The sequence below is a fragment of the Chloroflexota bacterium genome (genome assembly GCA_026713825.1).
Classification (GTDB): domain Bacteria; phylum Chloroflexota; class Dehalococcoidia; order Lucifugimonadales; family UBA1127; genus UBA1127.
Genome location: JAPONS010000057.1, coordinates 19,326 through 32,336, shown reverse-complemented (window position 1 = coordinate 32,336; position 13,011 = coordinate 19,326). Strand labels below are relative to the sequence as shown.

Genomic DNA, 13,011 nt, shown 5'->3' with positions numbered 1-13,011 from the left:
TGGTACGACCGCTACGTCATCGAACAGAATTGGGACAACGACTTCCAGATCGATCGCGAGGCCCAGCGCACCATGAAGAGCTGGTCCGGCATCACCGGCATCCGCCAGCAGGACATGGCGATGACCGAGGGCATGGGCACCATCCTGGACCGCACCAGCGAGCACCTCGGCACCACGGACCAGATGATCATCCGCACCCGCCGCAAGCTCCTCGCCGCCGCCCGCGCCCTCGCCGAGGACGGCGCCCCACCCCCCGGCGTCGAGAACCCCCAGGACTACCACCTACGCTCCGGCCAGGTAATCCTCCCCCGAGAAGCAGACTGGTGGGAAGAAACCCGTGACCGCATAGAACGCTTTGAGGCGACCCCCTTTGTGGCTGAAACTGGAGGATAGGCAGAACGCGTCGATTCCGGTAGCTTGAATCGAGGAACAGAAACTCTGTTCCTCGATTGCTTTCTCTGATAACCCTTTGGAGTACGAGCTTGACTAGATACTGGCTAATCGCCCCAGCCAACTACAACAATGTGCAGAAATTCCAGCTCTTCTGGGATTACGACAAGAGCAACAGCGTGATCTCAATCGGGTGGAACATTGGAGACATTGCTTCTCTTGATTTTGAGGAGAGGCTTGAACGCTTCAAGGAACGCATGCCCAATGACAGCAAACACGGCTTTCACCAACTGAACAAGTTTTACGCTATCCAAGAGGGCGATCGAATTATTGCCCGCGCAGGGCGGCGAAGGATTGTAGGCATTGGTACGGCGACTGGTCCAGCCTTCTACTCCCGCGAACACGGCGGAGCGATGGTTGGCGATATGAACACGGACACCTATGAAAACTTCCTTCCAATCCAATGGGAAGATCTATCGGGCATCGACTTCCCAAACATCGCCTTTGGGATGCACACCGTATATGAGGTTACAGCGTCCAAGTTTACAGAACTGACGAGTGGCGCGATTGAAGCTGACGAAAGTCTCAGTTCCCAAGTACAAGATGAAACAGGCATACCCCCTGAGGAGCAATCTTCCCAGACTCAGACGCAGTTTGCCCTTGAGAAATACCTTGAGGAGTTTATCGTCTCAAACTTTGGTGCAGTGTTTGGGCCTGACATTCAGGTCTATACAGACGCTGATGGAACTAGCGGCAAGCAGTATCAGACTGATGTAGGACGTATAGACATCTTGGCTTGGGAACCCGGCTGCAATTCCTTCGTGGTCATGGAGCTCAAGAAAGGTAGAACCTCCGACCGCGTCGTTGGACAGACCCTTCGCTATATGGGTTGGGTGAAGGAACACCTCTGCAAAGGCGATGATGGTGAGACAGAGAAGGGGCTCCGAGGCATGATAATCTGTCGGGACGGCGATGAGGATCTCGAATATGCGCTCAGTGTGGTCGACAATGTTGATATCCGCTTCTACCGTGTCGACTTTCAGCTAAGCCCAACGCCCTACGCTTCTTAAAGCGCGTGCAATGAGTGAATCGTCATTCTCTTGCGTATTCAGCATGACGCACAGGCTCCCATTCTCCCTGCACATGTCGTAGGGTAACCGCCCTCAGAACTACTCCCCCCTACCCGCCCCCATGCGCCCCCTGCCCCGTCACGTAGTCGTACAAATTCGCCACGTTCAGCCGCATCACGAACGGCGCCATCCCGTCCTGCTCGACGTCCATCGGGTACCGGTCCGTCATGTCCGTCAGCTGTTCGAGCGCCTCCTCCTTCGTCATCCCCCGCTCCACCCCGCTGCGCACGTAAGCCACCCACTCCTGGATCCACGCCGCCTGGTCGTCCAGGTACTCCTTGCCGCACAGCGGCCCGTGTCCCGGCACGAACGAGTCCTCCGGCAGCGCGCGAAGGCTCTCCAGCGCGCCCAGCCACTCATTCGGGTCCGCCTCCTGGATCCACGTGTGTACTTTGCAGAAGATGTTGTCGCTCGTGAACGTCACGCCCTCCTCAACCACGCTCACCGCGGCCTGCGCCTTCGTGTGGCCGGGCATGTGCGTCATGCGGAAGGTGTGGTTCCCCACGTGCAGCGTCATCGCCCTGTCGAAGGTGATGATGGGCGTGTTCGGCGCGTACCCCTGCAGGTGCAGGTGCTCGTCCGGGCCCATCGCCGACACCCTCGAAACGTGCTCTGCCATGTCCGTGTCGAGGATGCGCTGCCGCACCCCCGCCTGCGCGATGGCCGGCGCGTCGAAGTAGGCGTTCCCCGTCCAGTGGTCGCCGTGCGGCTCCGTGTTGATGATGTACCGCACGGGCCCGATCGCCTCGATCTCCGCCCGCAGCCGCAGTGCATCCGTCGGCTTGTGCGGCGTGTCGATGAGCACGACGCCGTCCGACGTCACGACGTATCCGTGGTTGGACCCCCGCCGCTCGTTGTCGACGAAGACGTTGTCGCTGATCTGCTTCATGACGGCCCCTCCTGATGGCGTTGGCCCGCCCTCGCTCACGTCGATGGCGGCTCGGCCTAGACCTTACCCCGAGAGGGCGCGCTTGTCACGGCGAATGCGTGGGAATCCCGCTACCCCGGCTGATGCGAGGTCGGAAGTGTTGGCCTGTGACGCGCGCGGCTGTCGATACAACCGCCTACGGCCACTGTGGCGCGAGGTGCGCAGGTATCGTCTCCCGCAGCATTTCGACGAACTGTTCCGACGACCGGGACATTGGCGTATCCCGCACGGTGACGATGCCCACGCTCTGGATATCCACGATGTGCCCCAGCCCGACGATGCCCAGCGTGACTTCGTCGTCCGGCTCCAGGATGATGCGTGGGACCACGCTTATGCCCAGTCCCTTGCTCACGTACCGCTTGATTGCGTCGAAATGGTCCAGCCGCATGACGACGTTGTAGTCCAACCCCTCCTCGTTGAGCTTGCCCTCGATGTAGGTCGGGTTGTCCCGTGTGCCAATGTTGACGATGAGGGGCCACTGGGCGATCTGATGAAGGCTCTCGATGGGCTGGTCCAGCACCGGGTGCCCCTTGGCGGCCAGCAGCACACGCTCGTTGGTGAACAGTGTCTCAACGTTGAACTCGCTGAATCTCCCTGTCAGGGGCACGAATCCCAGGTCCGCGTCGCGGTCCCGCACCATGCGGAGCACCTCCGGCAGGCGGCCGCTGCGCACGGAGAGGCGAGTGTCCGGGTAGGTCTGCCGGTAAGCCACGATGGAGTCTACAAGCATGTTGCGCATCATTTCCGTGGTGGACGCCACGGTCAGGCTGCCCCGGCTCGCGTATGAAGATGTCTCCACCGGAAGCGAATCAATCTGCCGCAGCAGCGGCTTCGCCAATTCGGCGAGATGCCCCCCCGCCGCCGTGAGCTGCACCGGCCGCTTGCTCCGGTCCAGCAGCGTGACCCCCGTCTCCCGCTCGAGCTCCTGTATGTGCAGGGTCACCGCAGGTTGGCGCAACATGAGTTGCTCCGCGGCCTTGGTAATGCTGCCGAATTGGGCCACCGCGCAGAAGCTGCGCAACTCACGCAAGTCCATCCGGCGCCTCCTGCCTCAACGCAATATAACGTACTGTTTCCATATGATTGCGCGAATACTATAACGATATACAATCTCGGTCAATAAGTAATACGTACACAAACGAATACTTTCTCACGGACGGGTCTCGATGCAGGTTGACCGGCCCCGGCGCCTCACCATGCCTTGGGGTCTTGCCCCGTAACGGCAAGCGTGTTACAAAAGCTGAGATTCACCAAGGCGACCCTGCGTATCCACACCCGCGGAGTACAATCAGCCTATGAAGAACAAAGTGCTCTCAACGTTTGACGAGGCCGTCGCGGACATCCCGGACGGCGCGAGCATCATGGTAGGCGGCTTCGGCCCGCCGGGACTGCCGCAGAACTTGCTCGCCGCCCTCATCCGGCAGGGTGCCAAAGACCTCACCATCATCACCAACCGCGGCGACCAGACCAACGCCAAGGCCAACACCGGCCACCTCGTCGAGCTGCGCCGCGTGAAGAAGGTCTGCTGTGCCTTCTCCGCCTCGCCGCATCCCTCGCAGCGCAACCTTTTCGAGGAGCTGAACGAGTCCGGCGAGCTCGAGGCCGAGCTCATGCCCCAGGGCACCCTCGTCGAGCGCATGCGCGCCGCCGCCGCAGGCATCGGCGCCTTCTACACCCGCGCCAGCGTCGGCACGGAGCTGGCTCAGGACAAGGAGACCCGCGTCATCGACGGTAAGGAGTACGTCCTCGAGTACGCCCTCCCCGCCGACTACGCCTTCATCCGCACCCACACGTCCGACACCTACGGCAACCTCCAGTACGAGCTCACCCAGCGCAACTTCAACCCCATCATGGCCATGGCCGCCAAGTGCACCCTCGTCGAGATCGAGGGCGACATCGTGGAGCTCGGCGGGATGGACCCCAATCAGGTGCACCCCCCCGGCATCTTCGTCGACCGGGTGGTCAAGATTCCGCCGCCGCCCGAGGGCCTCTGGACCCTGCCGTCGGAACGGCGAGCATAGGACATCGGAGGAGCCATGACGACTACGGACAAGAAGCGGCTCGACCGCCAGACCATGTGCAACCGCCTGGCGATGGAGTTCGAGGACGGCTGGGTCGCCAACCTCGGCGTCGGCATGCCCACCCTCTGCTCCAACTACGAGTACGCGGACAAGGACATCGTCTTCCAGTCAGAGAACGGCCTCATCGGCTACGGCCCGCTAGCCGCCGAGGGCGAGGAGCATCCGAACCTGGTCAACGCCGGCGTCCAGTACGTGACCATGAAGCCCGGCGCGTCCATCCTGCACCACGCCGACTCCTTCACCGTCATCCGCGGCGGCTACGTCGACGTGACCGTCCTCGGCGCGTACGAGGTCGCCGAGCACGGCGATTTCGCAAACTGGAAGACCCTTGGCCGCAAGGGAGGCGGCATCGGCGGCGCCATGGACCTCGCCGTCGGCGCCAAGCGCGTCTGGCTCGCCCTCGAGCACACCACCCGCGACGGCCAGCCGCGCCTGCTGAATCGCTGCAAGCTGCCGGTCACCGCCGTCAACGTCGTCTCACGCGTCGTCACCGACCTCGGCCTCTTCGACATCACGCCCGAAGGCTTCCTGCTGCGAGAGATCGCCCCCGGCTTCACGCCGGAGGAAGTCCAGGAACTCACCGAGGCCAAGCTCACCATCTCGCCCGACCTCAAGGAGTTCTACGGGGCATAGCCTCAACAACCGTTCGCCCTGAGCCTGTCGAAGGCAGAGAGGACGCCATGCCTGACCTCCGCCGCAGCGTCGCTATCGTCGGCGCCGCCGAGTCCGACGCCATCGGGGTCGTCGAGAACAAGTCTGCGCTCCAGCACCACGCCGAGGCCGCCCACAACGCGCTGGAGGACGCCGGGCTCTCCAGGGACGACGTTGACGGCCTCTTCACCGCGGGCTTCTCCACCCTCGCCACCGGCGAGTACCTCGGCATCCACCCGCGCTTCACCGACACGACCGCCGTCGGCGGCTCGTCCTTCGTCATCCACGTGGCCCACGCCATGACGGCCATCAACGCCGGCTACTGTGAGGTCGCCCTCATCACCCACGGCCAGGCCGGCCGCAGCATGCGCCTCCGAGGCTCCGGTGGCGGCGGTGGCTTCGCCGAACCCAACGTGCCCGGCCAGCAGTACGAGTCGCCCTTCGGCCTCATCGGCCCGCCCGTCAACTACGCCCTCGCCTGCACCCGCTACATGCACCAGTACGGCGAGGACCGCACGCGGCAGGCCCTCGCGGAGATCGCCGTCTCCACGCGCAGGTGGGCGCAATTGAACCCCAAGGCGATGATGCGCGACCCTATGACCTTCGACGACTACCACGACTCACGCTGGATTACCTGGCCATTCCACCTGCTCGACTGCTGCCTCGTAACCGACGCCGGCGCCTCCGTCGTCGTAACCTCAGCCGAGCGCGCCCGCGACCTCCGTAAGCCGCCCGTCTGGGTCCTCTCCGGCGCCGAGAGCCACGACCACGCCATCGTCAGCCAGATGCCTGACCTCACCTCGACCGTGTCCCGCGTCACCGGCCCCGCCGCCCTCCAGGCCGCCGGCGTCACCCACGACGACATCGATCTCACGATGGTCTACGACTCCTTCACCTACACCACGCTCGTGACGCTCGAGGGGCTCGGCTTCTGCGGCCCGGGCGAGGGCCCTGACTTCGTCGCGGGGCAGCGCACCGCCCCCGGCGGCGGCTTCCCCCTGAACACCAGCGGCGGCGGACTCAGCTACACCCACCCCGGCATGTACGGCATCTTCCTCATCGTCGAGGCCGTCCGCCAGCTCCGCGGCGAGGCCGGCGACCGCCAGCTCGACAACCCGAAGCTCGCTCTAATCAACGGCACCGGCGGCCTCCTCTCCTCCACCGGCACCATCGTCCTCGGCGCCGATTAGCGCCACGCCGCTCGCCCTTTGTCGAGCGCCAACCGTCCACCCGTCTCGTGAAATGGGGAAGTCATGGAAGGAAAGCACATAGTCGCATTCGGAGGGACCCGGCCGGCCGCGGTCGGAATGCACCCTATGCACAAGTACGTCCTGTCGCTAACGGGCAAGGACCGCCCCAGGGTGTGTTGCATACCAACCGCCACCGGCGATTCCGCTCCCCACCTCGTGCAGTTCTACAGCAACTTCCCGGCCTCCGCCTGTGAGCCGACCCACCTGGCCCTGTTCAATCGCACAGTACGTGACATTCGAGAATACCTCCTCAGCCAGGACATCATCCTCGTCTTGGGCGGCAACACGGCAAACCTGCTGGCCGTTTGGCGGACGCACGGCGTCGACGTAGCGTTGAAGGAGGCATGGGAGGCCGGCATCGTGCTCTGCGGGGGAAGCGCGGGCTCCCTCTGCTGGTTCGAGTGCGGGACCACCGACTCCTTCGACGTGAACGAGCTCAAGCCCCTCCACGACGGCCTCGGATTCCTGCCCGGCTCCCACTGCCCCCACTACGACGGCGAGGAACAGCGCCGGCCCCTCTACCACAGCCTCGTCGCGGAAGGGTTCCCGCCCGGCTACGCCATAGACGATGACGCCGCCATCCACTTCGTGGGCACAGAGCTGTCCGAGGTGGTCAGCGCAAGGGCAGGCGCGACAGCGTATCGCGTCGAGCTAGCAGGCAGGCAGGTTGTGGAGACGCCGTTAGACGCGCGACAGATTTCGTAGCTATGCTGGTCAACGGCACCGGCGGGCTGCTCTCGTCCACGGGCACCGTCGTGCTGGGCGCGGACTAGCCCCAAAGCGCCCCTCCCGGAAACCCTCACCAGCCTTGCACGGTCATTTCCGTCAAAGCCTTGACCCACTCCCGATCGAGGGTAAGCCGTGAGAGAGCGTCGTCCTGTCCGCACAATGGTTTATCTGGAAAACAATTCGTATCTAATTCATCCAATTTCGGCTACGGGTTGTTTTCCAAGTCAATTCGTAGCTGTTAGAGGCCCGCGGACGCCCTGTCGACGCTGCCCCGCCGAATCCCGTGCAAGCCCACCGCACAAATGAAAGTAGCCGGAAAGGGGCGACGCACGCAAGAGGCGCGTGTCAGGGTGCAATGCGCAGCTGGCAGTGGTCGCATGCACGACTGATGGGCACCGGCCGGGGCACCTTCTCACAATGACTGCACCCAAGCCTCCCGAATACCCACAGGGCCGTGTCAAGCGCCGCAGACGTGTTGGCTATTTCGGGCGGACCCACTATGTTCGTTCTGGCTATGGCTGCGCGCCAGGTGTCCTGAATCACTTCTCTCGCTTCTCTTTCTGACATATCCAAAGTGTCCACGACCCCCAGGTTTTGTGTAACACGGCGAACATGCACGTCCACCGAGACAGGGATGATGTCCATGTCGTCTATCGTGGCCCCGCCTAGAGTGACAAGCATACGCACCCACATCGGCCCGATCCTCGGGCCCCTGAGCAAGGGAAACAGGGATTGCCCCCTGTGCTTGATACGCAGGTAACTGAGCAATTCTCTGGCGTTCCCAACGCCGGAATCCACTACCCGGCTTACAGGGTTTCCTCTTGCCGCAAGGCTGCGGGCAATGGTGTGCCAGCCGGAGGAGTCTGGGCCATGACGTTGGCTCACTCCGTATTTAGACAGCCTCGCGCGGAGCATGGAGAGCGGGATCGCTGATGCCTCAGCGGGTTCAAAGACCTCCGGGTACGCTTGAAACAGCTCAGCCCCGCTATTCCAAAGACGCGTGGCGTCACGAGCGCGGTCCATCGCTGAAACGAATGTCAGGAACAGGCGCACGGCTCGGAGAGATGCTCCTGAATTGCGCAGGCGCGTCGCCTGGTCGCTCCCCGGCATTTGCGGCCGTAAGCTGCCGGACCCCTCCTTCCTCGCGGACAGGTCGAACCGGTCGTTGTAGAAGTCGCTTGCGATTGCCTCGGCCATGATGGCCGCGTGGTGAATGTCCGGTACATGCATCTTGTATCCCCTCAACTCCCACCCAGAGTGGTGACGTGTAGATATCTCGGGCGAGGCTGGCATGATGGCGCTTGCTTTTGACGCAGCCGACGAGGATCAGGTCAACCTGTTCACAGCTATTGTTCGGCATAGAGCGCTGATTCCTCCGATTTCGGGATCCTGCCAGCCCCCGCAGGACAGGGCGGCCTTCGCATGGTACGGCATAACTGGGCCCACTTACATGTGCAGCACAAGGGTCAGGGTGAAAGCTCGTGATTTCGTCAAGCCACGCCCCCCCTACACAAACTCCTCCATGTCCAGGTCCTCCATCGCCGCCGACACGCGCGAGATCAGCGTCTGCTGCAGCGCGAGCAGGTGCGCGCCGCCCATGTCCTCCCGCGGCCGCGCCGAGAACGACAGCGTGATCCGCGACGGCCCGATGGCGCACAGCCGGTAGTCCCGCCAGCACGCCTCCAGCGAGTACCCTTTCACGCCCTCCGCCATCAGCGCGTCGTGGTACTGCTCCACCAGCTCCCGCTCCCACGCCCGCCGCAGCTCCGGCGTCAGGCTCAGCACCGCGAAGAACGCCACGTCCACCGGCCCGCGAGCAATCGCCACCCGCTGCCAGTCGACCACCGTGATCTCCCGCGCGTCCGGCGGCCCGCCGAACAGCATGTTCGTCAGCCGGTAGTCGCTGTGCGTCAGCGTCCTGGGGCTCGTGCACATGCTCAGAACGGTCTCGGTGAAGTTGGTGCAGTACCGCTCGATGATACCCCGCACCTTCGGCGAAAGCTCGTCGCCGTAGTTGCGCATCACCCCCGGCAGCACCTCGTTCGCGAACCGGGCGTCGGCCACGGCCAGGTTCGGCTCCCCGACGGGCAGCCACGCGAAGCTGTCGAGGTCCGGGTGCTCCCACCACGGCGCGTGCAGCTTGGGGATCTCCCGCACCGCCAGCACCGCCTCTTCCTTGGTGCAGCTCCCGATGTCGTCCCCCACGACGGCAGGCGTCATGTCCTGCATCAGCAGCGCGAAGTTCTGCCGCTCGTCGTCGATGCCTCCGTAGTAGTGCCGCGGGATGTTGACCGTGATCCTGTCCGCGATGTCGTCGTAGAAGTAGATTTCGTTGTGGTAGAACCGCTGCCGGATCGCGACCCCCTTGATGGTCTCCGACGTCGACGGCAGCTTCACCACGAGCGACGCCGGCGCGCCCTCGCCGCCACGCGCGTACTCCAGGAACAACCGGCAGGTGATGCCGTTCACCCCCGAGCCTTCCGCGCCCACCTCCGGCGTCACGGACGCGACCTCCACGTCAAGCCCGCGCCCGCGCAGCACCTCCGTCATCCACTCAGCTGTTATGTCTGTAAGTCCGGATGGAACCTCCACGTCTGCCATTGGCCTGCCTCCAGATTCTCCTCCCAACCGTCGTTCCTGCGCAGGCAGGAACCCCGACAAACGCGACACCTCCGTCGTTCCCTCGAAGCCTGCCCCGCACCCCGGTATGGAAGGCAGGGGAACCCCGAGGGGCGCCGGCATAGGAGCGCCCCTTGTGGGCGCCCAAGGCAACCACGAGGGTTGCCTCTACAAAAACTCCTCCATGTCCAAATCTTCCATCGCGGCCGCCGCTCGCTGCATCAGCGTCGCCTGCAGCAACACGCCCGCGTCCCCGTCGAGCTGCGATCGCGGCCGTGACCCGTGCGCCAGCGCGATACGCGACGGCGCGAAGGCGCACAGCCGATAGTCGCGCTGGCACTCCTCCAGGCTGTAGCCCTTGATTCCCCGCTCCAGCAGCCCCTCGTGGTACCGCTCCACCAGCCCCCACTGCCAAGCCCGCCGCGTCTCCGGCGGCAAACTCAGCACCGTGAAGAAGGCCACGTCGATGGGCCCCTTCCCCAGCGCGACACGCTGCCAGTCGAGCACCGTGATCTGTCGGCTTTCCCCCGTCCCGCCCAGCAGCATATTCACCAGCCGGTAGTCGCTGTGCGTCAGCGTGTACGGGGCCGCTGTCATCTGCTTCACGATGTGCACCAGCCCCCGAGAGTACTTCTCCGCCACCCGGTATGCAGTCGGCGACAGCGTACTGCCGTAGTGCTCAATCGTCGCCGGAAATAGGGTCTCCTGGAACCGCTGGTTCGCCGCCTCGATGTTCGGCTCGCCGACAGGCAGCCACTCGAGCGTCGGCAGCAGTTCGCTGTTCCACCACGGCACATGCAGCTTCGGAAGCTCGTCCACGATGAGCTGCGCATCCTCCAGCGAGCAACTCGCGATGTCGTCGCCGGGCGTCGCGGGCGCCATGTCCTCCAGCAGCAGCGCGTAGTCCTGCCGCTCCTTGTCCATGCCGGTGTAGTAATGTCGAGGCAGGTTGACGGACACGCCGCCCGCAAGCTCGTCGTAGAAGCGGATCTCGTTCTCGTAGAACCCCAGCCGCAGCCCGATGGCCTTGCTCTCCGGCATCGTCGCTGGCAGCTTCATCACAAACGACGGCGGCCCGTCGCCCGCTGCGTACTCGACCCGCAGCCGAGAGGTCATCCCGTTGACGCCGAAACCCTCGCCGATGCTCTGCGCCGTCACCGAGGCCACCCGCACGTCGAGCCCACTCTCGCGCAGCGCAGCCGTCAGCCACTCCGGCGTCACATCCTCGATGCTGGCTGGAACCGCGACAGTCGCCAATGTCATCCCTCCGTTCGCCCTGAGCCTGTCGAAGGGCGCGCGCTTCCAGTCTCTACGACCCCGGCCCGCGCTCCATCGAGTACGGCTGCCACCGCCGCAGGTCCGTCTTCTCCAGCACTGACGGGTTCACGCAAGACTTCGGCCACCGCCCCGTCAGCACCAGCGCGATCTCCGTGCCCACCCGCCGCCGAGACTCCGGCGCCATCCGCGCCGACGCCGACGCCACGTGCGGCGTCAGGATGACGTTGTCCATGTGCAGCAGCGGGTTCTCCGGGTCCGGCGGCTCTTTCTCGAGCACGTCCAGCCCCGCCGCGGCAATCCATCCTTCCTGCAGCGCCTGGATGAGCGCCTCTTCGTGGACCGTCGGCCCGCGCCCGTTGTTGATGAAGAGCGCCGTCGGCTTCATCGCCTGAAAGTGCCGGTGCGTCAGCATACCATCGGCCTCCGCCGTCGCCGGCGCATGCATCGAGACGATGTCCGACTTCTCCAGCAGCTCCATCAACCCGACCGGCTCGACCCCGTACCCGCTCATCACCAGCTCCTCGATGTACGGGTCGTACGCCAGCATCCGCATGCCGAACCCAGACGCCCGGATCGCCGTAGCCCGCGGCACGTGTCCAAAGCCGATGAACCCCAGCGTCTGCCCCATCAGCCGAGGAAACTCCGACAGCAGCGGCCGTCCCTCGCGCCACCGCGACTCCCGCACCATCCGGTCCATCGTCGTCAGCCGCCGGAACGTCGAGAGAATCAGCATCATCGTGTGGTCGGCCACCTCCTCGATGAAGGTGTCCGGGCAGTTGGTGACGGGGATGTTCCGCGCCGTCGCGGCGTCAACGTCCACCGAGTCCGCCCCGACGCTCCCCAGCGCGATGACCTTGCACCGCTCCAGGCTGTCGATGATGTTCTTCGTCATCCGCCGCCCTCGCGCCATCACCGCGTCGGCGTCCCGCGCCCCCGCGATAAACTCATCCTCCGTCGTTGCCTCCAGCTCCACAATCTCCGCGTCAATGCCCGCCAGCGCCTCCATCTCGAGGTCGAAATCCCCGGGCTGCATCGGCGTAGGAACAGGCGGCTTCTGCGCCACAACCTTGAACGTCGCCATAGTAGACCCCCGTTCAGCTTGGAATCCGCATAGTGTACCCCACTCAGCAATCCCGCGCAGGCTGACGCTGCGTCAAGGTGTGGGGTACAGTTGGAGCATGACGACCCACACCGCCGCCGTCACCCGCCGCGTCCTGCCGAAGGACCGCATGCGCCGTTACCTCGACGCCCTCCTCGCGAGGCCCGGCGCGACGGCTCGCACCGCCTGCCTCGCGCCTTGGAGCGCGCCGCCCCCGCTCGCCGAGCTCTCGCCCACCCTCGCCGGCGCCGACGGCCTCGACCGCGTGACCGCCGCCATCGCCGCATCCGACGTCGGCGCCGCGCTCTTCTGGGACGGACGCCTCCTCCGCGCCGTCCTCCCCCCGCTCCCCCTCGCCGTCGAGATGCAGACAGAAGGCATCGACGCAACGCCCCTGCTCGCCCTCTTGGACACCGAGCCCGTCATCGCCGCCTGCCTCGTGCGCCTCGGCCGCTACGGCATCGGCGTCTACCGCGGCGAGCGCCTGCTCGCGTCCAAGACCGACCGCCGCTTCGTCAAGGGGCGCCACAAGAAGGGCGGCTCGTCGTCCAACCGCTTCCGCCGCATCCGAGAGGGCCAGATGCACGAGCTCTACAAGGAAGTCTGTGAGGAGTTGCAGGCCCGACTCACCCCGTACGAGCGTGATATCGAGCACTTCTTCCTCGGCGGCGAGGCCCACACCCTCGCGGGCTTCCGCGAGTGGTGCCCGTGGGCCGAGCGCTTCGGCCCCGTCACCCGCAAGCGCGTCCTCGACGTCCGCGAGCCCGGCCACGACGCTCTAGTCGCCCTGCCGAAGACACTCTGGGAAAGCGTCGTCTACGAGGTTGCGCCGCCAGTGTGACGGCGGCCGACGTTC

The 13,011-nt window shown here is 64.7% G+C and carries 12 protein-coding genes; 7 read left to right on the top strand and 5 right to left on the bottom strand.

Annotated elements, in window-relative coordinates:
- The coding region (locus tag OXC99_07370; GenBank protein ID MCY4624803.1) for a (2Fe-2S)-binding protein at positions 1 to 393 on the top strand (393 nt) is incomplete at its 5' end.
- Positions 394 to 482: 89 nt separating this feature from the next.
- Positions 483 to 1,460 (top strand): hypothetical protein, encoded by a 978-nt coding sequence (locus OXC99_07365; GenBank protein MCY4624802.1) that lies wholly within the window; start codon positions 483 to 485, stop codon positions 1,458 to 1,460.
- Between the two features lie 109 nt (positions 1,461 to 1,569).
- On the opposite strand, the gene OXC99_07360 is transcribed toward OXC99_07365, so the two are convergent.
- Positions 1,570 to 2,409, bottom strand: coding sequence for an MBL fold metallo-hydrolase (locus tag OXC99_07360; GenBank protein MCY4624801.1), 840 nt, complete (start codon positions 2,407 to 2,409; stop codon positions 1,570 to 1,572).
- Between the two features lie 175 nt (positions 2,410 to 2,584).
- Positions 2,585 to 3,484, bottom strand: a complete 900-nt coding sequence (locus OXC99_07355; GenBank protein ID MCY4624800.1) for a LysR family transcriptional regulator — start codon at positions 3,482 to 3,484, stop codon at positions 2,585 to 2,587.
- A 259-nt stretch (positions 3,485 to 3,743) separates the two neighbouring features.
- On the opposite strand from OXC99_07355, the gene OXC99_07350 reads away from it, so the two are divergent.
- The 4 genes from OXC99_07350 (at position 3,744) to OXC99_07335 (ending at position 7,135) form a co-directional block, all read left to right on the top strand.
- On the top strand, positions 3,744 to 4,469 hold the full coding sequence (locus tag OXC99_07350) for a 3-oxoacid CoA-transferase subunit A (protein MCY4624799.1): 726 nt from the start codon (positions 3,744 to 3,746) through the stop codon (positions 4,467 to 4,469).
- Positions 4,470 to 4,484: 15 nt separating this feature from the next.
- Positions 4,485 to 5,162, top strand: coding sequence for a 3-oxoacid CoA-transferase subunit B (locus OXC99_07345; protein ID MCY4624798.1), 678 nt, complete (start codon positions 4,485 to 4,487; stop codon positions 5,160 to 5,162).
- 47 nt (positions 5,163 to 5,209) lie between these two features.
- On the top strand, positions 5,210 to 6,370 hold the full coding sequence (locus tag OXC99_07340) for an acetyl-CoA acetyltransferase (GenBank protein MCY4624797.1): 1,161 nt from the start codon (positions 5,210 to 5,212) through the stop codon (positions 6,368 to 6,370).
- Positions 6,371 to 6,496: 126 nt separating this feature from the next.
- Complete coding sequence (locus OXC99_07335) at positions 6,497 to 7,135, top strand: peptidase E (GenBank protein ID MCY4624796.1); 639 nt, start codon at positions 6,497 to 6,499, stop codon at positions 7,133 to 7,135.
- A 1,530-nt stretch (positions 7,136 to 8,665) separates the two neighbouring features.
- Here the strand turns inward: OXC99_07335 and OXC99_07330 are convergent.
- The 3 genes from OXC99_07330 to OXC99_07320 all read right to left on the bottom strand — a co-directional run bounded on the left by OXC99_07330 (position 8,666) and on the right by OXC99_07320 (position 12,137).
- A complete protein-coding gene (locus tag OXC99_07330; GenBank protein ID MCY4624795.1) occupies positions 8,666 to 9,760 on the bottom strand; it encodes a phosphotransferase in 1,095 nt (364 codons plus the stop codon).
- 186 nt (positions 9,761 to 9,946) lie between these two features.
- Positions 9,947 to 11,035: a DUF1679 domain-containing protein gene (locus OXC99_07325; protein MCY4624794.1), complete on the bottom strand. Its 1,089-nt coding sequence runs from the start codon at positions 11,033 to 11,035 to the stop codon at positions 9,947 to 9,949.
- A gap of 52 nt (positions 11,036 to 11,087) precedes the next feature.
- On the bottom strand, positions 11,088 to 12,137 hold the full coding sequence (locus OXC99_07320) for a C-terminal binding protein (protein ID MCY4624793.1): 1,050 nt from the start codon (positions 12,135 to 12,137) through the stop codon (positions 11,088 to 11,090).
- Positions 12,138 to 12,234: 97 nt separating this feature from the next.
- Here OXC99_07320 and OXC99_07315 point away from each other — a divergent pair, with 97 nt between their 5' ends.
- On the top strand, positions 12,235 to 12,996 hold the full coding sequence (locus tag OXC99_07315) for a Vms1/Ankzf1 family peptidyl-tRNA hydrolase (GenBank protein MCY4624792.1): 762 nt from the start codon (positions 12,235 to 12,237) through the stop codon (positions 12,994 to 12,996).
- The last annotated feature ends 15 nt before the right edge of the window (positions 12,997 to 13,011 follow it).

Excerpts from the sequence above, each read along its gene's own strand:
- OXC99_07360 (MCY4624801.1), bottom strand. The coding sequence starts at position 2,409 with ATGAAGCAGATCAGCGACAACGTCTTCGTCGACAACGAGCGGCGGGGG.
- OXC99_07355 (MCY4624800.1), bottom strand. The coding sequence starts at position 3,484 with ATGGACTTGCGTGAGTTGCGCAGCTTCTGCGCGGTGGCCCAATTCGGC.
- OXC99_07350 (MCY4624799.1), top strand. The coding sequence starts at position 3,744 with ATGAAGAACAAAGTGCTCTCAACGTTTGACGAGGCCGTCGCGGACATC.
- OXC99_07345 (MCY4624798.1), top strand. The coding sequence starts at position 4,485 with ATGACGACTACGGACAAGAAGCGGCTCGACCGCCAGACCATGTGCAAC.
- OXC99_07340 (MCY4624797.1), top strand. The coding sequence starts at position 5,210 with ATGCCTGACCTCCGCCGCAGCGTCGCTATCGTCGGCGCCGCCGAGTCC.
- OXC99_07335 (MCY4624796.1), top strand. The coding sequence starts at position 6,497 with ATGCACAAGTACGTCCTGTCGCTAACGGGCAAGGACCGCCCCAGGGTG.
- OXC99_07330 (MCY4624795.1), bottom strand. The coding sequence starts at position 9,760 with ATGGCAGACGTGGAGGTTCCATCCGGACTTACAGACATAACAGCTGAG.
- OXC99_07320 (MCY4624793.1), bottom strand. The coding sequence starts at position 12,137 with ATGGCGACGTTCAAGGTTGTGGCGCAGAAGCCGCCTGTTCCTACGCCG.
- OXC99_07315 (MCY4624792.1), top strand. The coding sequence starts at position 12,235 with ATGACGACCCACACCGCCGCCGTCACCCGCCGCGTCCTGCCGAAGGAC.